This window comes from Suttonella sp. R2A3 (assembly GCF_021513215.1).
Classification (GTDB): Bacteria; Pseudomonadota; Gammaproteobacteria; order Cardiobacteriales; family Cardiobacteriaceae; genus JAHUUI01.
Window position 1 is genome coordinate 338,470 of the sequence record NZ_CP090975.1, and the last position, 26,825, is coordinate 365,294.

The following is a 26,825-nucleotide window of genomic DNA, read 5'->3' on the forward strand; positions in this document are numbered from 1 at the left end:
CCTTCAGTCCTCAAAAATCGGCACCAAACGCGCCTTATCAATATTCTCGTAATCCAACACGATAACCGTTTGCTCTTTGCTGTCAGGCAATAATAAGCTCACTTGCCCTGCCTCTTGATCTACCGATTCAATCACACCAGTAAATTTGCGCTGATTACCCACAGCGCGACGCGTCATCAGCTTCACTTCAGCGCCGACAAACTGCGCAAAATGCGCCAACTCAAACAACGGACGATCCATACCCGGCGAAGACACTTCCAGCGTATACTCCGCGCTAATCGGGTCTTCCACATCAAGCAAAGGATTAATCTGTTCGGTCACCTCGACAATATCGTCAATCCCGATACCACCTTCAGGCTTGTCCACATAAATGCGCAGGATAGCATTGCGTGTGTTGTGATGATATTCAACACCCACCCATTCGTAGCCCATCGATTCCACCAATGGACGACACAATTCGCTCACTTTCTCTTCACGCGACATACTGCCTCCTCGCAAGCCATATTTCAGACAAGAAAAAAGCCCTATAAAAGGGCCTCTTTCAAAATTTGGAAGCGGGGGCTGGATTTGAACCAACGACCTTCGGGTTATGAGCCCGACGAGCTACCAGACTGCTCCACCCCGCACTAACTAGGTGGCTTATTATAGGGATTCTCGCTGACAATGCAAGCTCTTTTCGTATGAATTTAAATTTAACCTTCGCCTTATCAACAAACCTTATTGATTATACGCTGTTTTTGCCCAATAAATGTGTGCAAAAAATCAGATTTCCATCAAATATGAGCACTGAGAGCCCGAAAACCTTACTTTCGACCACAGTTTTTGCCCAATAGATACCACTTCAGCCAGTTGATGATGTGAACCGCACTTGAGTTAAGCTTTCTCTTATTGACGTCCCGGCCGAAAAACATTCAACTCCTGCCATTGTGGTGTGAGATCAGGCATGATCTGAGTCTGCAGCCAAGTTTCAGAGATAGCGTCGTCCATTAGTCCCTGTCTTTGCAGCAGTCCGTACATGTTGCTGTCCTGTCCCTGCACGTCTCGCGAGATCAGTATCGTTATGTCTGGGCGCTCGAATGATGTAGATTCACTCGTTTGTTGGTTTTCTGATGAGCCGGTCGCCTGTGTGTAAAGTAGGTCAGCCAGTCGTGCAGGCCCAGGTGCCCAGTCATAATCGGGCTCGCGATAAACGGCTTCTGAGGCCTGCGCAGCCAGTATATCTTGCCAGTTGCCGCTAGGTCCATTAGCTTCTTCAAGCGCCAAGCAAGACTGACCAAAGCAATCCTCGGCTGCTGCCATTTCATCGCTGATGACGCGACGGCTGGCTTGGCGTACGTCAGCGTACTTGCCCTGCACCGGCCCCATAGCCAGACGCCAGCTCACGTGTGGACCACTACCAAAAATCTCACGCGGTGGCCAGTTTTCGCGCGCCACGTATTGGGTGACGTCCTCCCAGTGTGCGTTGCCTAGGTTATAGCGTGTGATTTCAACGTAGGCGGTGTCAATGGTATCGCAAGCATCAAAAACCTGCCGCTGGTAGTAAGTGATGTAGTATCGTGCGTGTGGGAGCACACCTTCCATAGCGTCGAAGAGCAACATCGCTCTGGTCACCGTGCCCAGATCAGCATCTGGCATCATGACAGACTGACCTGCCCCAGGAAAACGTGCGGTTGTGTAGAACTGATCCCAGTCCATTTCCGCCTCCAAATCCAGCGACTGATAGCCTGGAGCACCAGTGAATTGGTCGGTATCAAGCTGAACTTGATCATAAAGCTGATCAGAGGTGGCTTCTTTTCCTCCACTGATGGTTATCACACCACATTCGGAACTGCCTGATGCAACCGTAGTGGCTGATGCAGGTGTAACTTCGGTGGATATGGAAGAAGCTGTATGCTCGCCACTGCTATCCTCGCGCAAATAGCGCTGCGCCACCCAGCCGGTACGGGATGAATCGGCGCTATGCATCAGGCACCAGCTTTGAGGTAAATCGCTACGCTGCTGCTCGGTCATTTGCATCCAGTAGGCTTGAGTGACAAGAGGGACGCAGGTGACTTGCTGTAAGCCCCGCTCATTAGGCATAAAGGTGTTAATAACAGAATAATTCGTGCCGGGTCCCATGCGGGCATTTAATACATCATCTGCAGAAACACCACTTACACGCCAAGCATCAGGACCATGACCGTCTAGATCAGCCCACGCACTGGAACAAAGCAATATAAGCGCTGTACCAGTAAGAATGTCATACTGTCTACGACCAAAATTTGTCTTGATTCTCATAGTTATGTTATCTCTATACAGTGCCACGCAAGCGTAACGTGGTTCTTAGTGTCATATCATTGTCATTGGTGCTTACATCGACCGCCGCTCAGCCCATGCCAAATCATCACGGGCTCGGCGCAGCTGATACCAAGTGTCCTCTAGTTCACGCCGCAAATGGCGTCTTACGCGATCATCACTTTCATTGTGAAGCTGATATTGGAGTTGCTCAACCTCGCGGTTTAGATCATCCACGCGACGCTGTGCGTCATACACAGCCTTACCCTGTTGATACCAGTAAACAAAATCGCCTTCTAGCTGCGGTGGACAGACATTGCGGTAGGGGCTGCCAGCACGCCCTTGCGCCACGCCATTGGCCGGTGTGCAATATTGCAGCACACCAGCATCCCAGCCTTGGCGATAGCGCATAGCATCAGGAGCCATGCCTGCCTTGGCGCAGGCTTTACGGTGTTCTATGATGCGAGTGGGTGCGTAGCCGTTACGGCCGTCTTTATAGCCCTGTTCGTTCCAGTTAGCCACCATACACTCTTCAACAGACATACTGGCGCAACCAACCAAAGTTAGTACTGCAGCTATAGCCACACCTAATTGGCGATAACTCATGGTGTCACCTCGATGATGGAACGCCCCAACACAGCGGTATTACCTAAGTCTGAATAGCGAACTTCATAGCGACCTGGTGTATCTGGTAATGTGAATTCTTGGGAGGCATTGCCCGATACTTGGTGTGCCTCTAACCAGGTAAAATCCGCTGCGCTGGCCTCTGCTATGGCAATGCGATGATTAGCGCCTTCTGAATTTACGCTCCAGCTGACGGAAACACTCTCACCGACCTTGCCCTGAGTTGGAACGTTCAACCCAGCACCCGAATCTAGCGCAGCATCCGCATTAACCACTTCTACTGGTGTGTGAGCCAACGTGCGCAACCCTTCATTGAGTACATAACGTAGCTCGTACAACCCAGAATTGCCCGGAGCATTGAGACTGCTCTGGTGTTTATCGTACACGCGGATATACGCATGTCGCGTGCCTTCTTTAGCATCGGCTGGGACAATAGTGATGAAATCCTGAGGGTTGATCGTAACGTCCCATTCAAAATCGAATACGGCACCATTAACAACCTGATCTGGGCCCTTGAGCGTCACCTCGCTATCGACCACCTCCACTGGTACGCGAGCCAACGTGCGCAACCCTTCATTGAGTACATAACGTAGCTCGTACAACCCAGGATTGCCCGGGGCATTGAGACTGCTCTGGTGTTTATCGTACACGCGGATATACGCATGTCGCGTGCCTTCTTTAGCATCGGCTGGGACAATAGTGATGAAATCCTGAGGGTCGACCACATTATCCCATTCAAAATCGAATACTGAACCCATGGTGACCTCTGTTGGAGCAGAGATGTTCACCTCAACTCCAGTCACCTCTATCATGCGAGTCGCAAGATCTCGGCGGGAGTTGTGTAGAATATAGCGGATTTCATACGTGCCCGCTTCCGCAGGTAATTTGAGGTTGGCAGGGTTACCTACCCGCGTATAGAAGTTATGGATGTCGGCCTTGTTGTCGCTATTAGGCTTGAACACGCCAATGTAGTCATCCTTTTCATCGGGCCCACTCCAGATAACGCGCACGTGAGACCCAGCAGCAGCGCTGTTAGGCGCATCCAAAGATGCCTTCAGCTCAACCACTATGGGGATCGTTAGTTTAGTGTCGTTAGATTTCATCACCAGTTCAGACTCAGCGACAGCACCATCGACATAGCGCTCCACTGTCACATCATGAACACCAGGTGACAACTTAGCAGAGGCAACACCAGCTTCATCAGCCTCAAAGAGGATTTCACCAGTCACACCATGGCGTACTGTCCAGTGCAATCCACTCTTGATGATGGGGCCGCCATCCTGATCAGTCGCCGTCAGAGTGACCTCGGCTTTGGTGACTTCCTTGGGCTCTGGCTCGGGCACTTTTTGTTCAACCTTTGCCTGCACTTGTTGCAACGCACCTTTGAGCTCTGTCGCGTTGCTGGCTGGCACGAAGATGCCGCCAGTGTTATCTGCAATACACGCCAACGCTTGGTTGCTCACTTCGTCCAGATCAAATCCGACCACATGTGCGGTAAAATCAACGCCTTTGGATTCCAGCTCTGCAGCCACAGCACAAGGGTCACCCTGACAAGATTCCAACCCGTCGGAGATAAGCACTACGGTAGCGTTGTTATCACGATATTTAAGCACATCAGCAGCATGCTTTAGTGAATCAGCAATGGGTGTTTTGCCTTTTGGATTGATGGCGTTGACGGTGGCGATAAACTGCTCGTGGTCCACCGGCTGCGGCGTGATCAGCGTTTCAATATCTCTGCAATCACCAGCGCTACGGTGCCCATAGGCGATCAATCCTAGATTAGTTTCTACTGGCCAACTTCGCACCAGATCGGCCATAACCTCACGAGCGGTAACAATCTTGTTGACCCCATCGATCTGTCCCCACATGGACCCTGAAGCATCGTAAACGATGAGTACATCCTCAGCAGCTTGCACGGCAGATAGTGATGAACATAGTGCAAGCGTTAGAGATAGCGTTCCAGTTTGTTGAAAGCGTTTTTTCATATCCTATCCCTCGTGCATATTTATTTGTTATTACTCGTATTTATTTGGGAAAGTCAGAGATCATTTACCCCCTGATTAAAATTATATTATATACTCTACTTATTACCATATTAACATACTAATGCGTATATATGGCAAAGGAAGAACACGTATTGCGTTTACTGATATGAGCTGTTCATACAATTAGCCGTTGCTGGTAGTCTTTATTTTGTATGTTTCAAGGAGCAACACCCTCTTTTCACGGTTAAGTCAGTGTATAGTCCGCTACTTTATTTTGAATACAACACTGCGGAAATCCGCATTTAGAGCTTCTATGCATACCGAGCAACAATCACACAATCGTAGCACTATCAACTCACCCGTTTTTTACACATCCGCACTACTTATTATTAGCCTAGTGGTATTTGTAGGCATTTTTCCGTGGATAAAATCACCTCATTGGTGGCATTGGTCATCTATTTTCGGGTTTTAAAGTGGGTATTCTTTGGGGCCTCGCAGTCTTATTTATTTTGCCTGCAGGAATTATCCATTTGATTATTTACTGGGAAGACGCCAAAGGCCCTTTCAAGATGCAGCTCTTAGGCATTTTAATTATTGCGCTTTATGCCATTACAAATGACGGGCTATCGTCTATCGCAGAAGCCATCCAAATATGACGAGAAAACGTATTACTTACAAATGACACCTAGCCTTCTTTTATAACTTACAATACTCCTTACAGATAAATAACGCTCAACTGCTCTGATGATTTAACCAAGGCCTTAGACACTTATGAACGTTAAAAAACTTACACTTTTAGTCAGTTTCATTTTCTCAACTGCCTTTAGCTCAGCCGCCTTTAGTCAGGTTGTATACCAGATTAGCGATTTCTCTGATCTTTACAGAGGTGAGTTAACCATCCCTGATGATTACGCGGATTTGAACGCTAAACAAGGTATTATCAACATTTATGAAAAGCGGTTTAACCAAAAAATAATAAGCACCCCATTTGATGGCTTGGTATATCTACCTAACAACGAAGGAACGTTTGATTTACATTCGTTATGGCATTATTACTTAGATCAGCCCATTGTTATCTACGATGACCTCAACTTTGATGGCAAAAAAGATATAGCAATCATGCAAAGCGACCCAGCATGTAGCGACAAATTAGCGTATTTGGTGTATTTGGAAACAGGTAACGGCCTTAAGCTCCATGAAGAACTTTCAAACCTCACAAAAGAATACTGCATGATGTTTGAGCGAGACTTCGATACTCAAACGATAAAAGTAGCCACACCTGAGTACAGCTACCAAGGTAAATCTGCCGAGTACAAGGTTAGTGGCGACAAGCTTATCCTCTTAAAACTTATTGAATACACACAAAATAAAGACTTTGTTATCAACAATTTTACCGCCAAAATCAAAAAAGGCGATGGTTTTGAAATCGAAACTTACGCCTATATAAACCAGTGGGCTGATGTACAAGACGTACATATTTTAAACTTTAAAGACGGCAGAGTTATGCGCTTAATTAAGGTCTTTTCCGGCAGGGATTACATCATGTTTACTCATACAGAGGCCGACGGTAAAGTGATAACAACCTACTCAGGCCCTTTTATTTACGATACGAAGCGAGACGTAATTACTTTTAGTCAGGACGGTAAAGATTATCAACTCTTTAAAGACACTGTTCTTGTTACCACTAATAATGAACAACAACGCCTGGAAGCCTTGCCATCAGAGGATGCTGACTTAACCTACTTAAAAGCCATGCGAGATGATTTTGCAAATCTCGAATTTAGGTAAGCCCATGCTGAATAAACAAAGGCTAACCGTTCTGGTTAGCCTTTGTTTATTTTAGCTTCGGATTATTCCGCGCCAAAGGTTCGAGGTCCTAACATTTCAGGCATCCTAATCGGTTTTTCACCAAAGTTTTCATGATCACCTAGCACTACACCATTAACCGTTAAACCATAATTGGTGTGTTTATGGAATGATGATTCAAATTCAGTGCGAGTTGATGCCACATCACCTAGGAAGCGTGGATCCTGTGGGCGCTCCTGGCTATTGATAAATTCAGCCAAATCCCAAGACTGCTGAACAGACATTGAGTTCGGCTGCCCAAGCGGCATATTATGGCGGATAAAGCTTGCGAGCGTATATTTACGCACAATCCCTGCGCCCCAGTTATAAGACGTATCGCCCCATAGCGCTGGGAAGACCACTTCTTCATTTTGCACCAAACCAGCACCATTATCACCGTGACAAATGCTGCAGTTTTCCATAAAGGTCTGCTTGCCGCGTTTGTAGTCAGGCGTTTGCTCTGGATCTGGCAATTTAGGATAACCGCGTCCATAGATCTTTTGATCCGGATAAACCGGTGAGCCTTTGGCGAGCCACTGAATATAGCTGCTAATCGCTAACATGTTATCGCTACCGTATTCTGGCGGAATGCCGTTCATCGAAAATGCGAAACAGCCCGCAATACGCTCTTCTAAGCTATTTACATGTTTGTTTTTACCACGGTAATCAGGGAGCGTAGTCGCTGCAGGCCAGATAGGACCAGCAAACGGCATACGACCTTCGCCCATGTGACAGCTTTGACAATTCATGCTGTTAAACACAAATTCACCACGCAGCTGCTGGGTGTTCATAAATAAATCATAGCCACGACGGATAACCTGCTTTAATTCAGGTCTAATATTGGCTGCTTCCAAATCTTCCATCGTTGGCGGAATATGCACCAATTCATTCTCTTGCGGATCAAGATTACCAACCGGATTCGTATAGTCCGCGGCGTTTGCCCATGACACAGAGCCGAATGCGACCACTAACGCACTAAAAATTGATTGTTTCATCATAATTATTCTCCTTAGTGCGAGTTTTGCGTTGAGAGCCACAGAGCAACAGCATGAATTTCTTCATCATTCATGCGCTTTGCAATCGTGCTCATGAGATTTTGCGGATCATTATAGCGAACACCCTCTTGGAAGGCTTTGAGCTCTTGCTCAATATAGCCCGCATGTTGTCCAGCAATCGCAGGGAAATGTGTGCCAGCACCTTGATTATCCGGCCCATGGCAGCTCTGACAAGAAACAATATATTTATCCCAGTTGCCTCGCTCAGCCAATTTTTGACCTAACGCCAACTGCTCTTCGCTCGCCTCTTCACCACCTTGTCCCGGCAGTTTTGGTAATTCACTATAATAAACAGCGAGGTTTTTCATTTGCTCATCGCTTAATGGCAGCACAATCGCTGCCATAGTGGGGTTTTCGCGCGCACCCTCTTTAAAATCCTGCAACTGTTTATAGAGATATTCAGCGTTCATCCCAGCCAATTTTGGCCATGACTCACCGCCAGGTATATTTTGCCCACTACCATCTTCGTGGTGACAAGCCGAGCAGACAATGGCCGATTTATGTCCTTCTTCAGCATTGCCTTCTAAGGCTAAAGCGTTTAATGAGAATACGCTCATACCGAGGCAGCTCATCGCAAGCGAAAGCTTCATAATTCATTCCTCATGTGATTTTTAGATTATTTATGCGTCATGTTATACCACAAATAAATGACTTTGTAGACTGGAAAAATAATCAATACTGACTATAACTAAAACCCAATATTGCTTATACAGTATTTTTTATGCTTTATTCGTACAAAATAAGCCCTTTCCTTAACCGCTTAATTATAGTGCTGCTTTAGATTCCCTAATCACAGATTGAGTGATATTATTCATGGGCTATAGATAACAGTTATTAAAGACCTTAACTAAACCACTCAAGGAGAATAGTATGAATCTACCACTAAAAAAATCACTCTCTGTAATTAGCGTCAGCATTATGCTGAGCGTAAGCACCCAGTCGCTAGCGCTACAGCAAACCGCTATTTATTCATCCGTTGATCGCCACCACCCTGTTTGGGCAGCTAATGGTATGGTCGCCACTCAAGAAGCATACGCCACCGAAGTTGGCGTGCAAATTCTCGAGAAAGGCGGCAACGCAGTTGATGCAGCGGTTGCTGTCGGCTTCACTCTGGCAGTTACCCTACCGCGCGCTGGTAACCTTGGTGGCGGTGGCTTTATGCTCTATTTCGATAACGACGACGATAAAGGCGTGGCTATCGATTATCGGGAAAAAGCCCCGGCGAATGCAACGCGTGATCAATTCTTAGATGCCAATGGCGATGCGGATAGTAATTTATCGCAATTTCATGGCCTATCTGTTGGTGTACCAGGCACAGTTGCAGGCCTGTTAAAAGCACACGAAGAACACGGCAGCTTACCGTTAGAAGACTTAATCACCCCAGCCATTGAGTTGGCAGAAAATGGCATTGTTGTCAGCCCTGATTTAGCGGATTCACTTGCTGATCTAAAAGAGCGGATTGGCAAATGGCCAAGCAGTGAAAAAATCTTCTACAAAGCTGATGGCTCAAACTATGAACCCGGCGATATTTTGGTGCAAAAAGATTTAGCCAACACCCTGCGTTTAATCCTTGAAAAAGGTGCGGCTGGATTCTATGAAGGGCCAGTTGCTAAAAGCATTGTCAAAGCGGTTAAAGAAGCTGATGGCAATATGGAAATGAGCGACTTTGCGAACTACCAAGCGGTCAATCGTCAGCCAGTCGCTGGGGATTATCGTGGCTATAAAGTGATCTCCATGCCGCCACCATCTTCCGGTGGAATCCACATTATTCAAATTTTAAACATGTTAGAGCATTATCCGATTGCTGAAATGGGCGTGAATAATGCCGATACGATGCATGTGATGGCTGAGGCGATGAAATTAGCCTACGCTGATCGTTCAGAATATTTAGGCGATGCGGATTTTGTGGATGTACCTGTTGAAGGCTTGACCAGTAAAGAATACGCGAAGAGTCTGGTTGAAGGCATCGATTTAGATCATGCTCGCCCTGCCAGCGAAATCAAACCAAACAACCCGATTCCTTATGAAAGCAATCAAACCACGCATTATTCGATTGTCGATAAAGAAGGCAATGCGGTCGCCAACACCTATACTCTGAACTTTTCTTACGGCACAGGCTTAGTTGCTGAAGGAACAGGCGTGTTGCTCAATAATGAAATGGATGATTTCTCAGCAAAACCGGGGGTACCTAACGGCTATGGCTTGATTGGTGGCGATGCGAATGCGGTTGAAGCCAATAAACGACCGCTGAGTTCAATGAGCCCAACAATTGTCTTAAAAGACAACGATCCATATTTGGTTACCGGTAGCCCAGGTGGTAGCCGAATCATCACCACTACCTTGCAGATGATTCTCAACGTGGTTGATCATGACATGAACGTGGCCCAAGCCACCCACGCACCGCGCATGCATCACCAATGGTTACCGGATGAAATCCGTATCGAAGAAGGCTTCAGTAAAGACACCATTGGCCTACTCGAAGCCAAGGGCCATACCGTGATTGAAAAAGACGCCATGGGCAGCACCCAATCGATTATGATTGAAGAAGGCGGCCTCTACGGCTCTTCAGACCCACGTCAACAAAATGCCTTAACCAAGGGGTATTGACAAACTTTGAGTTTAATGTCGTTAACAAGGTGATGTCCTTGTGACTAAATCCAAAAAATTAAGCGGCTCACTATCGGTGAGCCGTTTCACTTTCTACTTTTCTTTACGGCTACCTATCTATTTTTTTGTGCTGACTAAACCCATTTTTGCCGAGCGCTATCGCTTGTGGTAAGATTGCGCGCTTTTTTGGGTTCTAGCTCTTGCGCGCTCTGGCATTTTATATGCACTCGCTTTAGCGATGTTTTTTGCGGTTGACCGACAAACAACCCTTCTTTTTTTAACGCTTGTATGCGCCTTACACCGACTGTGTGTACAGGGTTATATTGCCTTAGGATTTGTGATGCTTTACTCCTTAAAACAAACTTGGTTTTCAAACGTTCGTGGCGATGTGTTAGCCGGGATCGTGGTCGCGCTTGCTTTAGTGCCCGAAGCGATCGCTTTTTCGATTATTGCTGGCGTTGATCCTGAAGTCGCGCTTTATGCTTCTTTTTGTATTGCGGTCGTGATCGCTTTTGTTGGCGGCCGCCCGGGGATGATCTCAGCAGCAACCGGTGCAATGGCGCTACTGATGGTCAATCTGGTTGAAGATCATGGTTTGCAGTATCTGCTCGCTGCCACTTTATTATGCGGTGTGCTACAAATTATTGCGGGTTATCTCAAGCTTGGCGCACTAATGCGTTTTGTATCGCGTTCTGTGGTCACTGGCTTTGTTAATGCGTTAGCGATTTTGATTTTTATGGCGCAGCTTCCAGAGCTAACCAATGTTACTTGGCATGTCTATGCGATGACGGCCGCCGGCCTTAGCATTATTTATTTGTTCCCCTACCTGCCGAAGGTTGGCAAAATCATTCCCTCACCATTGGTGTGTATTCTTGTGCTAAGTGCGGTTGCTATGGCGTTAGACTTAGACATTCGTACGGTAGGCAATATGGGCAAGTTGCCAGACACCCTACCGGTGTTTTTATGGCCTGAGGTGCCGCTTAATTTTGAAACGCTGAAGATTATCTTTCCTTATTCTGCAGCGCTCGCGGTTGTTGGCTTGTTAGAGTCGATGATGACAGCGACGATTGTTGATGATTTGACCGATACACCCAGCGATAAGAACCGCGAATGTAAAGGCCAAGGGATCGCCAACATTTCTTCTGGGCTGATTGGCGGTATGGCAGGTTGTGCGATGATTGGTCAATCGGTAATCAACGTTAAATCAGGCGGTCGTACGCGCCTTTCAACGCTCACCGCTGGTGTTTTTTTGCTGATCTTAGTGGTCTTTCTCGGCGATTGGCTAAAAGAAATCCCGATGGCGGCGTTGGTTGCGGTAATGATTATGGTCTCAATTGGTACATTCAGCTGGGAATCGCTACGTGATCTGAAAAAACACCCTCTTTCAACCAACCTAGTGATGCTTGTCACCGTGGTTGTGGTGGTCTTTACCCATAACCTAGCATTTGGTGTGCTCGCTGGCGTCCTGCTTGCTGCGATGTTCTTCGCTAATAAAGTCAGCCATTATATGGCGATTGACTCAACGCTCGATGAAGCTGGCGAACACCGCACTTACGAAGTCACAGGTCAGGTGTTTTTCAGCTCTGCGGATAAGTTTATTGCCGCTTTTGACTACAAAGAAGTGTTGAACAAGGTTACCATTGATTTGAGTCGTGCTCATTTTTGGGACATTACTGCCGTTTCTGCGTTAGATAAAGCGGTGATCAAATTTCGCCGTGAAGGAACAGAAGTTGACGTTCAAGGGCTTAACCAGGCGAGCGCGACAATTGTTGACCGATTTGGGGTTCACGACAAACCCGATGCCATTGATGGTCTAATGGGACATTAAGAGGAAAATACGATGACTTATGTAACTGCTTGTATCGACGGATCAGTTTCCGCACCAGCTGTTTGTGACTATGCCTCTTGGGCGACACTTCGTTTAGATGCCCCACTGCGTTTTTTACACGTATTAGACCAACGCCAATACCCAACTGAAACCGATTTAAGTGGCAATATTGGGCTAGGCAGCCGCGAACATCTGCTCGAAGAGCTCGCCTCACTCGATGAGCAGCGTGGCAAACTGGCTTTAGAACAAGGCCGTGTGTTATTGAGTGCTGCCAAAGAGCGTGCGGTTGCTGATGGCATTAGCACACCTGAAGGCAAGCAGCGCCACGGTAGTTTGCTCGAAAGCTTACAAGCTATGGAATCAGAAATTCGCCTGCTAGTCATTGGTCGGCAAGGTGAAACCAGCAGTGGCTCTGAGTTGCACGTTGGCAGCCAGCTTGAAAGCGTTATTCGCTTAATGCACCGCCCTGTATTAGCGACCCCAGCTGAGTTTACGCCACCAAAAAGTGCCATGCTTGCTTTTGATGGTAGCGAGAGCACTAAAAAAGGCGTAAAGCTGCTTGCAAATAGTCCATTATTCAAAGGCTTACCGATTCATTTAGTGATGATTGGTGAGGAAAACGCGAAAAACCAGGCGCAATTAGATGAAGCTGCGGCGACCCTGAATGCAAAAGGACACACGGTGCAAACAGCGCTACGCCAAGGTGACGTTGAGCAAACACTACATGATTATCAAAACGAACAACAGATTGATTTGCTGATTATGGGTGCGTATGGGCATTCACGAATTCGTCAGTTTTTCGTTGGCAGCACAACCACCAACATGCTAGAAACCGCCATTACCCCAATATTATTACTGCGTTAATTTTTAAGCATTAAATCAACGAATAAAAGCCCATACGTAATGGGCTTTTGAGCATTTGTATTGTTACTTACCCAATATTGATAGTTATCTATTCTCAATGGCTTAAGGTCGTTTCAGTCTGACCCATTCACGAGGAATCTGATAATCCTTACAGGCTTCGCAAAGAAGCCCATCTTGTGTTTTTACAAAATCCAGCGTTGTGTTGATTTTTTCGTCGTCAAATCTCGAAATGCCTTCTATAGTTATCTGAAAACCATTATCCAATAGGCTAATTGTCTGCGTATCCTCGAAATCACCTAAACTCAATTCACTACGTTCAAAAAAAACAAATGGTACTTCTGCTTGGTTATCCCTTACTAACATAACCGGGATCAGCATGCGCTTTAGCCTTTGCTCATGTATGCCAAAATAAGCCTGCTTCATATTCGAGAATTCTTTGGGAACATAAGCGCCATCAGGATAAGCAGACTTTAAGAAATCCTGTGTGAATGCTACAGAGTAAAGATTAGGCACCGCTTTTTCATCAATCAATTCACCTTGTTTATAGGCGACTTGTTTAACGCTATCGCCATCAACAACCAAAAAGTAAGTCTTACCATCAGCGTTATCCAAACCTGACTTAACTAAGTTTTCCGGATCTAGCATGATGTGCTCATACACAAAGGGAACGACAACCTGCCCATCTAAATTAAGCGCACCCCATCGACCATTGAATTTTGCTGTGCTGAGATTTGGTTGGAAATTAACCTCATCATACTCCAGACCTAAGACTTCATATTTTGCCTCAAAAACCAATTCACCAGTCTTTATGTCTAGCAGTCCGTATAAATTATTTTTCATCACTTTTAAAAAAAACCGATCGTTCCAGACAGTCGGCGCCCTTTCTATCGTATCGAAAGAACCCTGAGCAACTCTTTGTCCTGCTTCATCGATGATAAAAAGACCCGTGTCTTCAGTGCAGCTTTGTGTGATAAATCGCTCATGGTCGCCTAGAGATTCTAAAAAACGATATTCGACTGGGATGACCGTGTTGGCGTGATTATCCAAAACACCAAAACAATAGGCTTCATCTGATTCAGAAAGCAGCCGACCAACCAAAAAGTAACTTTCCTCACGATCACTTTTTGAATCCAGTCGATAAAAATTTATGTGATCATATTGACCCACAGGAATGACTTCTTTACCTTCTTTATCTAGGACATGGATAAAGTACTCAGAACCTTCTCGCCATTCTCCAATCGTGTGCTGTCCATCAGATAACAGTCGTTCGTACTGAAAAGTTGTTTTGTAAGGACCTGCTTGACAGCTATATTCATCCACACGAGTGTTATCTTCGAGATTGAATACGCTAGATGTAAACACGCATGAATCGGTTCTCGGTGCTTGAGCTAGTACTTGCACACCTACAAGCAACAGAGCAATAACAGTAAAGGGATTGATGAGTCGTTTAAGCGTCATTTAATTTAGCCTTAATCAGATTCAAGGGTATGGCTTTCTAGCTTACCGATTTTTTAACCCACTGATCAAGATAATAAACTAACCACAGGCCTTAACACCCTAAATTGGCTAAATTTACTTAGCCTGTAGATAGGTGTTGCAGCTCTATAATTAAATTCTAAGCTAACCAATCTCTAGGTTTTAAGTATTCACCGAGTTTATGTTCAGCGGTTCCTTCAGCGTACTCTTTACGGTAATGCCAGCTGACAAGATTGGGCAAACTGACCAAGATCGATTCGATACGCCCACCGGATTGCAGACCAAAAATAGTGCCACGGTCATACACTAAGTTGTACTCGACATAACGGCCACGGCGGTAGAGCTGAAATTCACGTTGCTCGTCGGTGTAAGGTTTGTTTTTATTGTTTTGAAAGATGGGAATAATGGCGTTTAGGTAGCCATCACCAACCGCTTGCATAAAAGCAAAGCAGCTCTCAAAGTCCCACCCTTTGCCATCAAGACCGCTGCCGACTTCGGTTGAGGCATTAAGATCATCATAAAACAAGCCACCGATACCGCGCTGCTCATCTCTATGCTTTAAATAAAAATACTCATCGCACCACTGTTTGTAAGCTGGATAGATATCTTCACCAAAAGGTTTACAAAGGTCATAACACGTTTGATGCCAAGCTTTACAGTCAGCATCTACGGGGTAAAACGGTGTTAGATCAAACCCGCCACCAAACCACCACACAGGCGGTTTGGTTTCATCTTTGGGGTAAGCAACTATTAAGCGCACATTGGCATGAGAGGTGGGCACATGCGGATTTTTGGGGTGAATGACTAGTGACACACCCATGGCTTCGGCGCGTGCGCCAGCAAGCTCTGGGTAACGATCAGAAGCTGCTGCTGGTAAGTGGTCAATGTGGATATGACTAAACATCACCCCACCTTTTTCAACCACCTGCCCTTCTTCTAAAACACATGAGCGCCCACTGCCCTGGTGTTTGCCATCAGTGATTCTATCCCAATCATCGGCGATAAAACGTGCATCGCTCGCGCCATCAGCGCCACCTGCTTGCTCTTCAGCTTCTAGCGCCTGACAAATACGCGCCTGCAAACCTTTTAAATAGTGCGTGACGGCGGCAATATTGTCTTGGTTAATACGTTGCATAATGTTCTAACTATCCTATACGTGATTGTGCTAGCCATATTTTGCGCGTTTGGCGGTCTTTATCAAACCAAAAACTATAACGGCATCACTTATAAGTGACGCCGTTATCATTTCAAGGTTAAGCGACTGTGTGGCTGACTATTCCCACTCAATGGTGGCTGGTGGTTTACCCGAGATATCATAGACCACGCGAGAGATACCGTTGATTTCGTTAATGATCGCGCGCGACACATCGTCAAGAAAATCATAGGGCAGGTGCGCCCAACGCGCGGTCATAAAATCAATCGTTTCCACCGCGCGTAACGCAATCACATAATCATAACGACGACCGTCGCCCATGACGCCTACTGAGCGCACTGGCAAGAACACCGCAAATGCCTGACTGGTTTTATCGTATAAGCCGTGTTCGCGCAGTGCCGCGATAAAGATCGCATCGGCTTTTTGCAGCAAACGGACGTATTCTTCTTTGACTTCACCTAACACACGAACGCCTAAACCCGGGCCTGGGAACGGATGACGGTAAAGCATTTCAGCAGGCAGACCTAGGGCCACACCAAGCTCGCGCACTTCGTCTTTAAAGAGTTCACGCAGTGGCTCGAGGAGTTTAAGCTTCATATCTTCAGGCAAGCCACCCACATTGTGATGCGATTTGATCACATGCGCTTTACCGGTTGCGCTACCAGCTGATTCGATCACATCCGGATAAATGGTGCCTTGTGCCAACCAGTGAACGCCATCAATTTTTGCCGCTTCTTCATCAAAAATCTCAACGAATAACCGGCCGATAATTTTGCGCTTTTCTTCTGGGTCTGTAATTCCTGCCAAGGCATCAAAATAGCGCTGCTGCGCATTCACGCGGATGACGTTTACGCCCATATTTTGTGCAAACACAGCCATCACTTCATCGCCTTCATTAAGGCGCAATAAACCGGTATCCACAAACACACAAGTGAGTTGTTCACCAATTGCTTCATGTAATAATGCGGCAACCACTGACGAATCTACGCCACCAGAAAGTCCTAAGACGACATGATCATCGCCAACTTGCTGACGAATCGCACTCGTATTTTCTTCGATAAATTGCCCAGTAGTCCATTGTCCACGGCAGCCGCACACTTTGTGAACAAACGCACTAAGCATGGCAGTGCCTTGCGGTGTATGGGTGACTTCCGGATGAAACTGCAGACCAAAATACGGCTTGCTATTATGGGCAATCGCAGCAATCGGCGCATTATCAGAGCCAGCCACCACGTGCATATCTTCGGGTAAAGCCACCACATGATCGCCATGGCTCATCCACACATCAAAGCCAGCGCTGGAGTCAAGCGCGGCAAATAAATCGGTTTCCCCTTGTACAGTGATATGTGCGTAGCCAAACTCTTGTTTAGCAGCAGTTTCCACCTTGCCACCAAGCTGCACAGCGAGTGTTTGCATGCCGTAGCAAATACCCAATACCGGTACACCCAGCTCAAACACAACCTCCGGCGCACGAGGGCCATCATCAATGGTGGTAGATTCTGGGCCACCGGATAAAATAATCCCTTGTGGGTTAAACTCGCGAATTGCTTGTGGATCGGCGTCCCAAGCATAAATTTCGCTATACACATTCGCTTCGCGTACCCGTCGGGCGATCAGCTGGGTGTATTGTGAGCCAAAATCTAAAATCAGGATTTTCTCGGCATGAATGCCGTGCTGCTTACTCGTCATAATTAGTGTCTTTGATAGTTTGGTGGTTCTTTGGTAATCGTTACATCATGGACATGCGATTCTTGCACGCCAGCGTTAGTGATTCTGACAAAACGTGGCTTGCTGCGCATTTCCGCTAAATTATGACAACCGACATAACCCATAGAAGAGCGCAAGCCGCCAATAAGCTGTTCAATCACCCCAGACAATGAACCTTTATACGGCACACGCCCTTCAATACCTTCCGGCACCAATTTTTCTGCTTGTTTGCCTGATTGGAAATAGCGGTCTGCTGAACCTGCCGACATAGCCCCTAATGAGCCCATGCCACGATAAGATTTATACGAACGCCCTTGGAATAGCTCAACCTCACCTGGTGATTCTTCGGTACCTGCGAGTAAGCCGCCGACCATAATCGCGCTCGCACCAGCGACAATCGCTTTAGCGACATCACCAGAATAGCGGATACCGCCATCGCCAACCACAGTTACGCCACGTCCAGCAACCGCTTCAGAAACGACATCGATTGCGGTAATCTGCGGCACACCAACGCCAGCCACGATACGTGTGGTACAAATTGAGCCAGGACCAATCCCAACTTTCACCACATCCGCACCCGCATCTGCTAAAGCAATCGCTGCTTCTGCGGTAGCGATATTGCCTGCCATAATCGGAAGATCAGGGAAGCGTTGACGCACTTCTGCGACTTTATCGATCACCCCTTTTGAGTGACCATGCGCGGTATCAATGGTGATTAAATCCACGCCCGCTTCCATTAATAAGGCGATACGCTCATCAGCATCACCGCCTGGGCCAATCGCCGCGCCGACACGCAGACTTTCGTTCTTATCCTTACATGCCTGTGGGTAATTTCGCGCGCTACGGATATCTTTTACAGTAATCAAGCCGCGCAGGTTAAATTCATCATCAACCACCAGTGCTTTTTCAATGCGGTTTTTTTGCAAAATCGCTTTAACTTCTTGCTGAGTGGCGCCTTCTTTAACTGTTATCAAGCGATCTTGTGGGGTCATGACATCGCGCACCAAACGATCATCTTCGGTGTAGCGAATATCGCGGCGGGTGACAATACCGATCAGTTTGCCGGTTTCATCATCAAGCACAGGGAGGCCTGAAAACGCATGCGTCCGCGTTACTTCGCGCACGTCACCAACAGTATTATTCGGTCCGATAGTCAGCGGATCACGAATGACCCCGGATTCAAAGCGCTTCACTTTGCGCACTTCGGCGGCCTGTTCAGCTGGGGTCATATTTTTATGAATGATCGCCATCCCACCGAGTTGGGCGAGTGCAATCGCTAAACGCGCCTCACTCACTGTATCCATCGCGGCAGAAATGATAGGAATATTAAGGACAATATCGCGTGCTAAAGGCACAGAAAGATTAACGTCGCGGGGTAGAATATCGGAAAAATCCGGAACCAGCAGAACGTCGTCAAAAGTAAGGGCTTCTTCGATGATGCGCATGACGCCTCCCAAGTTTAGAGGCACGGCATTTTACCCGATTTTACGGCTTAATCAAAGCACCAACCTTATCATGCCACGTATTCACAATATGGCAGAAAATCTTGGCGGTGAGCTCAGTGTCGTATTTCGCGCCATGCGCTTGCTTGCTGTCGTATTCAAATCCAGCATATTGTGCGATGCGCGCGAGCACGGTTTGTCCATAAGCGAGTGCGCCAAGTGATACCGTATCTAAAGCGCTAAATGGATGAAACGGGTTACGTTGATAATTCGTGCGCTCAGCGAGGGCATTGATAAAACCGAGATCAAATTGTGCGTTATGCCCGACCAAGATGGTACGCGAACAGCCCTGCTGTTTTTGATAGGTACGAATCGCACCAAAGAGTTTCTCAGCCACTTTTGCCTCATCCCAGGCTGGGCGCAGCGGGTGATAAGGGTCAATACCGGTAATTTTCAGCGATTCAGGGTCGATATTGGCATCAGCAAACGGCTTAACGTGGTAATGCAAGGTATCAACCAAGTGCAAGTGACCATGTTCATCGTAGTTGACAAAAGTCGCCGCAACTTCAAGCAAAGCATCTTTTGCCGAGTTGAAGCCGCCGGTTTCCACATCGACCACAACAGGCAAAAAATTACGAAAGCGCTGGCTAATTAACGTATCGCTCATGAAGACTCAAAAATAAAATGAATGGGCTATTGTAACGTGAAAGCGCTTGCCTGTGGGGAATATCGCCAGATCGGTTTTAGCGTTTAGGGTATTCATGCGGTGCACCATCAGCGGTATGTTTAAAACGACGATGTAACCAATAATATTGCGCAGGATAACGACGGATTTCTTGCTCATAGGCCGCGTTAACCCGTGTCATTACCGCCTCATCGGTGTCGTTGTCTTGGGGCTTGATTTCTTCGGCGACTCGCACGCTATAATTGCCGTCATCTTCTCGCCACATGAATACCGGAATCCAGTGCGCCCCACTACGCTCACGAAGCTTCGGCAAAATATTCACACTGGCCGTATTAATACCAAAAAATGGTGCGTAAACGCTTACCCGTGGCCCCATATCCTGATCAAGCGCATACCAGATATTGCCACCGTTTTTTAAGAGTTTTAAGGTCAGGCGCATGTCTTGATAATGCACCATATCGGTTGCCGAACTGGCGCGGTGTTCTTTCAGCCAATAATTGAAAAAATCATCGTGCAGCGGTTTATACATCCCGGCGGCGTCTATATGAAGCCCAAGCAAACGCAGCCCCAGTTCAAGCATGGTGCTATGAATACCGACTAAGATAACCGGCACATCAGGGTTATTAATGAGCGCTAGTGAATCAGGGTCCGCGCTAAAAGTCGTGCGTTTTTCTAATTGTTCATCGCTGGAAAACCACGCCATCGCACTTTCAATCACTCCTCGCCCCATATTTTCACTAAAGCTTTTGAGCAGCGCCTTGCGCTCCTGCTCGCTATATTCGGGAAAGGCTTTAGCAATATTGATCGCGCTGATTTCGCGGCGATACTTAAGCAGTCCAAGCACGCCACGGCCAAGCCAACCACCTACGCGCAAACGCAAATGATGCGGCAACAGGGTCAATAATCGCAGCACACCGAGTAATAACCAATGCCCCCAATAACGAGGGTATAAGTAACCGCGTCGATTCTCAGAATGATTTGTTGTTTGTTGTTTGTTTGTCATAATACGCGTGTTCTCAAACGGATCTTGCTTATGCACATTATTTTAGCCTCCACCTCGCCCTATCGCCGCCACATTTTACACAATTTGCGCTTAAACGTGCGCACAGCAGCGCCAAACATCGATGAAACCCCATTAGAAGATGAACCCCCACAAGCTTTAGTGGCTCGTCTGGCAGCGTTAAAGGCACAAGCTATTGAGGCACCCGAGTCAGCGTTTGTGATCGGCTCCGACCAAGTCGCGACCCTTGATAATGCCATCCTCGGTAAACCACACACCGTAGAACGCGCCCAAGCGCAGCTACAGAAATTCAGTGGCCGAGAAGTGGTGTTTTATACCGGGCTCTGTGTGCGCCAGGGCACCACGATTCGCACCATTGTTGAGCCTTTTTCTGTGCAGTTTCGCGAGCTTGATCAGGCAACGATTGAGCGTTATATCGCCCTCGAAAAACCGCTAGATTGCGCTGGCAGCTTCAAATCAGAAGGCCTTGGCATTCATCTTTTTTCTGCACTCAATGGACGCGATCCCAATGCGCTGATTGGCCTGCCGACGATCGCCCTTGGCGAACTATTTCGTGAGTACGGCGTTGATCTGCTCGCCCTTGCCGAATAATGTATTAATCTGCTGGGTCACACTGCTTTTTAGATCACGCGTCAATTGCTGCCAAGGCGTGAGATCCGGCGAATACACCACTACAGGCATCTCTTGGCCATAGCGCTCATCAACCAATTCACGAAGTGAAGCTAAACCATCAACCAAGCCAAGTTCTTCAGCCTGCGCGCCGCTCCAAAACAGCCCACTAAAGAGTTGATTGCTTTCAGGATCTACCAGGCGATCGCCGCGCCCGGCTTCGACCGCATCGATAAACTGCTGATGTACGTCATTAAGCACTTGGTTCATATGCGCGACTTCATCGCTTTTTAGTGGCGCAGCCGGGCTTAGGAAGTCTTTGTGCTCACCGGAAGTAAAGGTACGCGACTCTACACCAATATTGTCTAATAAATCTTGCACGCCTATCGATTGCGAAATGACGCCGATAGAGCCAACAATACTCGCCGGATCAGCATAAATCTCATCAGCGACTGCGGCAATATAATACGCGCCCGATGCGCCAACATCATTAATCACGGCATAAAGCGGTTTATCGTTATCAGCTTTTAGCGCCTGTATATGGCGGTAAACCTGCCCTGATTGAACCGGTGAGCCGCCAGGAGAATTAATGTCAAGCACCACAGCTTTGGCATCAACCGCTGCAAACGCACGATCGAGCACTTCGTTAATATCCTCAGCGTTCGCTTCCATGCCAGCGCTAATCACCCCATCAATCTCAACCACCGCGACATGCGCATTAGCAAAAGGTGAGGCATCTTCACCTTTATTGGGTACAAAAAGACGCACAGCAATGGCGATAAAGATCAACAGCCAGATCAGGCGGAAAAAGATCTTCCAGCGCCGGCGGCGACGCAGCTCAGTTATCGCTTCTTGCGCAACTTGTGCGAGCGCATGTTCTTCATCATAGGTCACGATTTTTTCTCCAGTTGTTCGAGTAGGTCCTTAGCGGCTTGCGGCAATGCTGCCTGCACATGAATGAGTGTGTCTTGATAAGTAAAACGGATTGAGCGTGCATGTAAAAACATCCCGCGATAGCCGCGCTCGCAAATCGATTGATTAAATGACCAATCCCCATATTTATCATCACCGGCTATCGGATGATTAAGATGACTGGTGGTAACCCGTATTTGATGGGTGCGACCGGTTTCGAGCATCGCTTCAATAAGTGTCATCTCAGAGAATTCTCGTGAGATATGAAAATAGGTTTTGGCGGTCTTACCGCCTTCTCGCACCACTATTTTTTCGGCTTCTTTATGTAACTGCAAAGTTACTTCCGTACAGTGCGCGTCCCACTGACCTCGAACCAGCGCCCAATAACGCTTTTCCACCGCACCATCATTCATTAATTGCTGAAAGGCACTCAATGCTTGACGATGCTTACCGAGCACCAAACAGCCTGATGTGTCCCGGTCTAAACGGTGCGCGAGTTCAGCATAATGCTCACCCCACTCGGCGCGCACAATATCAATCATCCCATATTGCTGTGCACTGCCGCCATGCACCGGTAATCCTGCCGGTTTATTGAGGATTAAGAAATTATCGTCTTCATAAAGCACGCTTTCTGCGACCGTCTTTTGCCATTGCGGCGGAATCCATTGCGCCACGCGCTCGCCTTCAGGGATTGGCGGTAAACGTAGCTGATCGCCAGCAGCTATCCTGCTGGTTGGCTTCAAACGTTTCTTATTTAGTCGCGCCTCACCTTTACGCAACATCTGGTAGATGCGGCTTTTAGGCAAGTTTGGATAACGCTTGCGGATAAAGTTATCCACGCGTTGCCCATCATCTTCAGCACTAATTGTTAGATAATGTACACGACTGGTGTCAATTTCGCTCATAAACATCCAAATAATAAAAACGGCATTTTAACCTAATAAACCTAGCATAGCGTGCACAATAAGATAAATAAAATACCGCGTGCGCTTGCGCAAAAATGACGGATTTGTGATAATCACAGATTACAAATTGTATAAAAAAGCTTAAATCAGGAGCGCATCATCATGACAGCAACTCAAGAAAAAAACGGTATTCCACGTTTCGTTAAATGGATTATCTTTGTCGCCTTTATTTTTATGCCAATCTTTTTGGTTTTACCTTTCTTCTTTTGGGGAAATACGGATCCTACCATCACAATCGCAGAAGAGAATATGATTGCTACACGCACAGCGCCAGTGGGTAGCGTGAATGTAGCAAGTGAACAACAAAGCACAGCAGAAAGCGCTCCAGAATCAAGCACTCAATCTGATAGCCCAAGCACAGAAACTGCCGCTGCTTCATTCGATCCACAAGCCACTTACGATAGTATCTGCGCAGTTTGCCACGCGAATGATATGTTAGGTGCACCAGTATTTGGTGAAGCTGCGGATTGGCAAGCGCGTTTGGACAACGCAGGCTCATTAGATGCTTTAGTACAGTCAGGGATTACTGGCGTCGCTGCTATGCCACCTAAAGGCGGCGCAGCAATCAGTGATGAACAATTCCATGATATGGTTGTCTTTATGCTTGATCATTCTGGTGTCTCAGTACAATAGTTGACGCCATCGCGCCATTGGCGCATAATTATTAAGGTTACGTTACTTTTCAACCAGGAGATAATAGACGATGAAAAAGCTACTGTTAAGTGCCGCCATTATGGCAATCAGCGCCTCAGCACTCGCGCAAACCACGATTAAATATTCTCATGTGGTTGCCAATGACACACCAAAAGGACAATCCGCGCTAAAGTTTAAAGAGCTGCTCGAAGAGCGTTCAAATGGTGAATTTTTGGTGGAAGTTTTCCCAAATTCACAGCTCTATAATGATGATAAAGTTTTAGAAGCACTGCTTCTAGGCGACGTACAGATCGCTGCCCCATCAGTATCTAAACTCAATCGTTTAACCAAAAAATTGCAGCTCTTTGATCTGCCATTCTTGTTTAAAGATATGGACGCGGTTACCTGCTTCCAGGAAAGCGATGCTGGGCAAGAATTACTGCACAGTATTGATGGTAAAGGCTTGATGGGTTTGGGTTATATCCACAACGGTCTCAAGCAGTTCTCAGCGAGTGTTCCGGTACGTGTTCCTGCTGATGTTGACGGTAAGAAGTTCCGCATCATGTCTTCAGATGTACTCGCGGCGCAATACCAGGCAGTTAATGCGATCCCGGTGAAAAAGCCATTCTCTGAAGTCTTTACCCTGTTGCAGACCAAAGCGATTGATGGCCAGGAAAGCCCATGGTCAAATACGTTCTCGCAGAAGTTCTACGAAGTTCAGCCGTATATCACCGTCTCTAACCACGGTCTACTCGACTATATGGTGATCACTTCAAACGAATTCTGGGGTTCTTTATCTGAAGAAGATCAGAAGATGGTTAGCGAAGCGATGAGCGAAGCCATTGCCTACGGTAATGACTTAGCTGCTGAGATTAACGAACGCGACCGTAAAACGATTGCTGAAAGTGGTCGTAGCGAAATTATCGAGCTGACTCCTGAAGAGCGCCAGCAATGGGTTGACGCCATGCGTCCGGTGTGGGCACAGTTTGAAGAAGAAATTGGCGCAGAGCTTATTTCTACCGCTGAAGCCTGCAATAAATAAGCATTTTCTCAATTTGTTATTAGCTTTAACACACCGGCTTCCCTAAGCCGGTGTTTTTGTAAGAGTATCTAGCGAATCATTACCCGATACCTAATGATAAGCCAAGATCTCCCTAGATGATAATTAGGAGACTAACCGGTGATTAAATTTCTTCACCGCAGCGAGGAAGCGCTGCTTTGTTTATTGCTCGCCAGCCTGACCATCCTTGGTTGTTGTGATGCCATTTTCCGCCAAACTGGCACCACTGCTTTGTGGATGGAAGAGGCGCTGAAATGGAACGCGGCATGGTTTGTGTTATTTGGTGCATCTTTTGGCGTGCGTACTGGATCACATATCGGTTTGACCGTTCTGACTGATCGCATCAGCCACCCCAACATCAAAAAAATCATCGGTTTGATTGCAGTTGCTGTGTGTATCGCCTATACGGCGATTTTCTTAACCAGTTCATGGGAATACGTGCAACGTCAATACAAAATCGGTTTTGACATTGTCGATATTCCAGTCAAACAATGGATTCCTTATACCGGTCTTCTCGTGGGCTTTGCCTTACTGTTTTGGCGATTTTTAGTGCTCGGGATCAATATCCTGCTGGGTCGGACTTCTGGCTTCGCCTACGCTGATGAAGCAAAAGAAAGCGTTGAGCACCTTGCGCAACCTAATTCCACGGAGCAACAAGTATGACCACAATTTTCCTATTTACCTTGTTATTTACCGGGATGCTGCTCGGCATGCCCGTCGCCGTGGCGTTAGGTTTTTCATCCGTATTAACCCTGCTCTTTTTTACCAACGATTCATTGGCGAGCATCTCGCAGCAATTCTATAGTGCCACCAGTGAGCATTACACCTTACTCGCGATTCCATTTTTCATCCTCTCTTCAGCATTTTTGACTACCGGCGGTGTCGCTCGGCGAATTATCAATTTTGCCAACGATAGCGTGGGGCATATTCGTGGTGGTTTAGCGATGGCTTCCGTGTTGGCGTGTATGATTTTTGCTGCAGTTTCGGGTTCATCGCCTGCGACGGTCGCAGCAATCGGCTCAATTGTGATTGTTGGCATGGTCCAAGCAGGCTACCCGGAAAAGCTCGCAGCGGGGGTCATTACCACCGCCGGCACCTTGGGTATTTTGATTCCGCCATCGATCGTTATGCTCGTTTATGCAGCTGCTACACAGGAATCCGCTTCTAAACTCTTTGAAGCCGGATTGGTTCCAGGATTGCTGATGGGTAGCGTATTGATGGTCGCGATTTATATCGTTGCACGGATCAAGAAACTCCCTTCTCTGCCTTTTCCAGGAGTAAAGCAGTGGTTTAACAGTGGCGCTAAAGCTGCTGGTGGCTTAATGCTCATTTTTATCGTGCTCGGCACAATTTATATGGGTATTGCCAGCCCTACAGAAGCCGCGGCCATTTCTGCGGTTTATGCCTTCTTCATTGCGGTATGGGGCTATCGTGATATTGGGCCATTAAAAAATGTGCCCTGGCGTAAAGAAGATGAAGCGATTGGCGCTGCAGTAATACGAAATCTCGGCATTTCGTTACTCGCGATCCCGAAAACCTTCACCAACCATGAAGTGCGCGATAGTATTCTCGATGCCGCAAAAGTGAGCATCATGCTGCTGTTCATTATCGCAAACGCCATGTTATTTGCGCATGTGCTGACCAGCGAGCGGATTCCGCACCATCTCGCTGAAGGGATTGTGAATATGAACCTCCAGCCTTGGATGTTCCTGATTATCGTCAATATCCTGCTGTTGATTGCGGGTGCATTTATGGAGCCTTCAGCGATCATCCTGATTATGGCGCCGATCTTATTCCCAATCGCGGTTAAGTTAGGCATTGATCCTATTCACTTAGGGATTATCATGGTGGTTAATATGGAGCTCGGCATGCTCTCACCACCAATCGGGTTGAACCTGTTTGTGACTTCTTCGATTACCGGACGTGATTTAGGTTGGGTGATCAAGGCTGTGGTGCCGTGGTTCTTGCTGTTGATTTTCTTCCTCGGCTTAATCACTTATGTGCCGGAAATCACCTTGGCGTTCCCGAACTACTTAGACCAACTACGTAGTGGTGGATAACACAACTTTTGCTTAACAAA

General features: G+C 47.0%; 23 protein-coding genes and 1 tRNA gene. 9 read left to right on the forward strand and 15 right to left on the reverse strand.

The features are described 5' to 3' along the window. Positions 1-3: 3 nt before the first annotated feature. From rimP to L0B52_RS01680, 5 genes are all read right to left on the reverse strand, one after another. Positions 4-483, reverse strand: a complete 480-nt coding sequence (gene rimP, locus L0B52_RS01660) for a ribosome maturation factor RimP (RefSeq protein ID WP_235064804.1) — start codon at positions 481-483, stop codon at positions 4-6. Positions 484-549: 66 nt separating this feature from the next. Continuing rightward, a tRNA-Met gene (locus L0B52_RS01665) sits at positions 550-626 on the reverse strand. A gap of 259 nt (positions 627-885) precedes the next feature. Beyond that, complete coding sequence (locus L0B52_RS01670) at positions 886-2,277, reverse strand: hypothetical protein (RefSeq protein WP_235064805.1); 1,392 nt, start codon at positions 2,275-2,277, stop codon at positions 886-888. A gap of 72 nt (positions 2,278-2,349) precedes the next feature. Further along, positions 2,350-2,880: a DUF2799 domain-containing protein gene (locus L0B52_RS01675; protein WP_235064806.1), complete on the reverse strand. Its 531-nt coding sequence runs from the start codon at positions 2,878-2,880 to the stop codon at positions 2,350-2,352. Then, positions 2,877-4,883 (reverse strand): VWA domain-containing protein, encoded by a 2,007-nt coding sequence (locus L0B52_RS01680; RefSeq protein ID WP_235064807.1) that lies wholly within the window; start codon positions 4,881-4,883, stop codon positions 2,877-2,879. The genes L0B52_RS01675 and L0B52_RS01680 overlap by 4 nt, the downstream gene beginning before the upstream one ends. A gap of 771 nt (positions 4,884-5,654) precedes the next feature. Here L0B52_RS01680 and L0B52_RS01685 point away from each other — a divergent pair. Continuing rightward, a complete protein-coding gene (locus L0B52_RS01685; RefSeq protein ID WP_235064808.1) occupies positions 5,655-6,671 on the forward strand; it encodes an XAC2610-related protein in 1,017 nt (338 codons plus the stop codon). A 62-nt stretch (positions 6,672-6,733) separates the two neighbouring features. On the opposite strand, the gene L0B52_RS01690 is transcribed toward L0B52_RS01685, so the two are convergent. Both L0B52_RS01690 and L0B52_RS01695 read right to left on the reverse strand, forming a co-directional pair. Further along, positions 6,734-7,726 carry a c-type cytochrome gene (locus L0B52_RS01690; RefSeq protein WP_235064809.1) on the reverse strand — a complete coding sequence of 331 codons (993 nt, stop codon included), beginning with the start codon at positions 7,724-7,726 and terminating at the stop codon, positions 6,734-6,736. Positions 7,727-7,737: 11 nt separating this feature from the next. Further along, positions 7,738-8,373 (reverse strand): cytochrome c, encoded by a 636-nt coding sequence (locus L0B52_RS01695; RefSeq protein ID WP_235064810.1) that lies wholly within the window; start codon positions 8,371-8,373, stop codon positions 7,738-7,740. 280 nt (positions 8,374-8,653) lie between these two features. Here L0B52_RS01695 and ggt point away from each other — a divergent pair, with 280 nt between their 5' ends. The 3 genes from ggt (at position 8,654) to L0B52_RS01710 (ending at position 13,082) form a co-directional block, all read left to right on the forward strand. Beyond that, on the forward strand, positions 8,654-10,390 hold the full coding sequence (gene ggt / locus L0B52_RS01700) for a gamma-glutamyltransferase (protein WP_235064811.1): 1,737 nt from the start codon (positions 8,654-8,656) through the stop codon (positions 10,388-10,390). Between the two features lie 340 nt (positions 10,391-10,730). Beyond that, a complete protein-coding gene (locus L0B52_RS01705) occupies positions 10,731-12,218 on the forward strand; it encodes a SulP family inorganic anion transporter (protein ID WP_235064812.1) in 1,488 nt (495 codons plus the stop codon). Positions 12,219-12,230: 12 nt separating this feature from the next. Beyond that, on the forward strand, positions 12,231-13,082 hold the full coding sequence (locus tag L0B52_RS01710) for a universal stress protein (protein ID WP_235064813.1): 852 nt from the start codon (positions 12,231-12,233) through the stop codon (positions 13,080-13,082). Positions 13,083-13,184: 102 nt separating this feature from the next. Here L0B52_RS01710 and L0B52_RS01715 read toward each other — a convergent pair whose 3' ends face one another. From L0B52_RS01715 to L0B52_RS01740, 6 genes are all read right to left on the reverse strand, one after another. Beyond that, entirely contained in the window at positions 13,185-14,540 is a 1,356-nt protein-coding gene (locus L0B52_RS01715; RefSeq protein WP_235064814.1) for a WG repeat-containing protein, read from the reverse strand. A 157-nt stretch (positions 14,541-14,697) separates the two neighbouring features. Beyond that, on the reverse strand, positions 14,698-15,693 hold the full coding sequence (gene hemF / locus L0B52_RS01720) for an oxygen-dependent coproporphyrinogen oxidase (protein ID WP_235064815.1): 996 nt from the start codon (positions 15,691-15,693) through the stop codon (positions 14,698-14,700). 138 nt (positions 15,694-15,831) lie between these two features. Next, positions 15,832-17,400: a glutamine-hydrolyzing GMP synthase gene (guaA, locus tag L0B52_RS01725; RefSeq protein WP_235064816.1), complete on the reverse strand. Its 1,569-nt coding sequence runs from the start codon at positions 17,398-17,400 to the stop codon at positions 15,832-15,834. A gap of 2 nt (positions 17,401-17,402) precedes the next feature. Beyond that, a complete protein-coding gene (gene guaB / locus L0B52_RS01730; RefSeq protein WP_235064817.1) occupies positions 17,403-18,863 on the reverse strand; it encodes an IMP dehydrogenase in 1,461 nt (486 codons plus the stop codon). A 40-nt stretch (positions 18,864-18,903) separates the two neighbouring features. After that, entirely contained in the window at positions 18,904-19,527 is a 624-nt protein-coding gene (gene rnt, locus L0B52_RS01735; RefSeq protein ID WP_235064818.1) for a ribonuclease T, read from the reverse strand. Between the two features lie 76 nt (positions 19,528-19,603). Continuing rightward, entirely contained in the window at positions 19,604-20,548 is a 945-nt protein-coding gene (locus L0B52_RS01740) for a lysophospholipid acyltransferase family protein (RefSeq protein WP_235064819.1), read from the reverse strand. A 30-nt stretch (positions 20,549-20,578) separates the two neighbouring features. On the opposite strand from L0B52_RS01740, the gene L0B52_RS01745 reads away from it, so the two are divergent. After that, positions 20,579-21,157, forward strand: a complete 579-nt coding sequence (locus tag L0B52_RS01745) for a nucleoside triphosphate pyrophosphatase (protein ID WP_235064820.1) — start codon at positions 20,579-20,581, stop codon at positions 21,155-21,157. On the opposite strand, the gene sppA is transcribed toward L0B52_RS01745, so the two are convergent. Both sppA and L0B52_RS01755 read right to left on the reverse strand, forming a co-directional pair. Then, the gene (sppA, locus tag L0B52_RS01750; protein WP_235064821.1) at positions 21,113-22,069 is read right to left on the reverse strand and encodes a signal peptide peptidase SppA; all 957 of its coding nucleotides are present in this window, start codon (positions 22,067-22,069) and stop codon (positions 21,113-21,115) included. The two genes, L0B52_RS01745 and sppA, sit on opposite strands and share 45 nt — an antisense overlap. Continuing rightward, on the reverse strand, positions 22,066-22,992 hold the full coding sequence (locus tag L0B52_RS01755) for an RluA family pseudouridine synthase (RefSeq protein WP_235064822.1): 927 nt from the start codon (positions 22,990-22,992) through the stop codon (positions 22,066-22,068). Before L0B52_RS01755 ends, sppA begins: the two co-directional genes overlap by 4 nt. Before the next feature lie 162 nt (positions 22,993-23,154). On the opposite strand from L0B52_RS01755, the gene L0B52_RS01760 reads away from it, so the two are divergent. From L0B52_RS01760 to L0B52_RS01775, 4 genes are all read left to right on the forward strand, one after another. After that, positions 23,155-23,685 (forward strand): cytochrome c5 family protein, encoded by a 531-nt coding sequence (locus L0B52_RS01760; RefSeq protein WP_235064823.1) that lies wholly within the window; start codon positions 23,155-23,157, stop codon positions 23,683-23,685. Between the two features lie 70 nt (positions 23,686-23,755). Continuing rightward, positions 23,756-24,727 (forward strand): TRAP transporter substrate-binding protein, encoded by a 972-nt coding sequence (locus tag L0B52_RS01765; protein ID WP_235064824.1) that lies wholly within the window; start codon positions 23,756-23,758, stop codon positions 24,725-24,727. Positions 24,728-24,865: 138 nt separating this feature from the next. Beyond that, the gene (locus L0B52_RS01770; protein WP_235064825.1) at positions 24,866-25,408 is read left to right on the forward strand and encodes a TRAP transporter small permease; all 543 of its coding nucleotides are present in this window, start codon (positions 24,866-24,868) and stop codon (positions 25,406-25,408) included. After that, entirely contained in the window at positions 25,405-26,805 is a 1,401-nt protein-coding gene (locus tag L0B52_RS01775) for a TRAP transporter large permease (protein ID WP_235064826.1), read from the forward strand. The genes L0B52_RS01770 and L0B52_RS01775 overlap by 4 nt, the downstream gene beginning before the upstream one ends. Positions 26,806-26,825: the final 20 nt, after the last annotated feature.

What these genes read in the sequence shown, in the direction of transcription:
- L0B52_RS01675 (WP_235064806.1), bottom strand. Translation starts at nt 2,880, where the DNA reads ATGAGTTATCGCCAATTAGGTGTGGCTATAGCTGCAGTACTAACTTTG.
- guaA (WP_235064816.1), bottom strand. Translation starts at nt 17,400, where the DNA reads ATGACGAGTAAGCAGCACGGCATTCATGCCGAGAAAATCCTGATTTTA.
- L0B52_RS01680 (WP_235064807.1), bottom strand. Translation starts at nt 4,883, where the DNA reads ATGAAAAAACGCTTTCAACAAACTGGAACGCTATCTCTAACGCTTGCA.
- L0B52_RS01670 (WP_235064805.1), bottom strand. Translation starts at nt 2,277, where the DNA reads ATGAGAATCAAGACAAATTTTGGTCGTAGACAGTATGACATTCTTACT.
- L0B52_RS01705 (WP_235064812.1), top strand. Translation starts at nt 10,731, where the DNA reads ATGCTTTACTCCTTAAAACAAACTTGGTTTTCAAACGTTCGTGGCGAT.
- L0B52_RS01745 (WP_235064820.1), top strand. Translation starts at nt 20,579, where the DNA reads ATGCACATTATTTTAGCCTCCACCTCGCCCTATCGCCGCCACATTTTA.
- L0B52_RS01755 (WP_235064822.1), bottom strand. Translation starts at nt 22,992, where the DNA reads ATGAGCGAAATTGACACCAGTCGTGTACATTATCTAACAATTAGTGCT.
- L0B52_RS01760 (WP_235064823.1), top strand. Translation starts at nt 23,155, where the DNA reads ATGACAGCAACTCAAGAAAAAAACGGTATTCCACGTTTCGTTAAATGG.
- ggt (WP_235064811.1), top strand. Translation starts at nt 8,654, where the DNA reads ATGAATCTACCACTAAAAAAATCACTCTCTGTAATTAGCGTCAGCATT.
- L0B52_RS01765 (WP_235064824.1), top strand. Translation starts at nt 23,756, where the DNA reads ATGAAAAAGCTACTGTTAAGTGCCGCCATTATGGCAATCAGCGCCTCA.
- L0B52_RS01715 (WP_235064814.1), bottom strand. Translation starts at nt 14,540, where the DNA reads ATGACGCTTAAACGACTCATCAATCCCTTTACTGTTATTGCTCTGTTG.
- L0B52_RS01740 (WP_235064819.1), bottom strand. Translation starts at nt 20,548, where the DNA reads ATGACAAACAAACAACAAACAACAAATCATTCTGAGAATCGACGCGGT.
- rnt (WP_235064818.1), bottom strand. Translation starts at nt 19,527, where the DNA reads ATGAGCGATACGTTAATTAGCCAGCGCTTTCGTAATTTTTTGCCTGTT.
- hemF (WP_235064815.1), bottom strand. Translation starts at nt 15,693, where the DNA reads ATGCAACGTATTAACCAAGACAATATTGCCGCCGTCACGCACTATTTA.
- L0B52_RS01690 (WP_235064809.1), bottom strand. Translation starts at nt 7,726, where the DNA reads ATGATGAAACAATCAATTTTTAGTGCGTTAGTGGTCGCATTCGGCTCT.
- rimP (WP_235064804.1), bottom strand. Translation starts at nt 483, where the DNA reads ATGTCGCGTGAAGAGAAAGTGAGCGAATTGTGTCGTCCATTGGTGGAA.
- L0B52_RS01710 (WP_235064813.1), top strand. Translation starts at nt 12,231, where the DNA reads ATGACTTATGTAACTGCTTGTATCGACGGATCAGTTTCCGCACCAGCT.
- L0B52_RS01695 (WP_235064810.1), bottom strand. Translation starts at nt 8,373, where the DNA reads ATGAAGCTTTCGCTTGCGATGAGCTGCCTCGGTATGAGCGTATTCTCA.
- guaB (WP_235064817.1), bottom strand. Translation starts at nt 18,863, where the DNA reads ATGCGCATCATCGAAGAAGCCCTTACTTTTGACGACGTTCTGCTGGTT.
- L0B52_RS01685 (WP_235064808.1), top strand. Translation starts at nt 5,655, where the DNA reads ATGAACGTTAAAAAACTTACACTTTTAGTCAGTTTCATTTTCTCAACT.
- L0B52_RS01775 (WP_235064826.1), top strand. Translation starts at nt 25,405, where the DNA reads ATGACCACAATTTTCCTATTTACCTTGTTATTTACCGGGATGCTGCTC.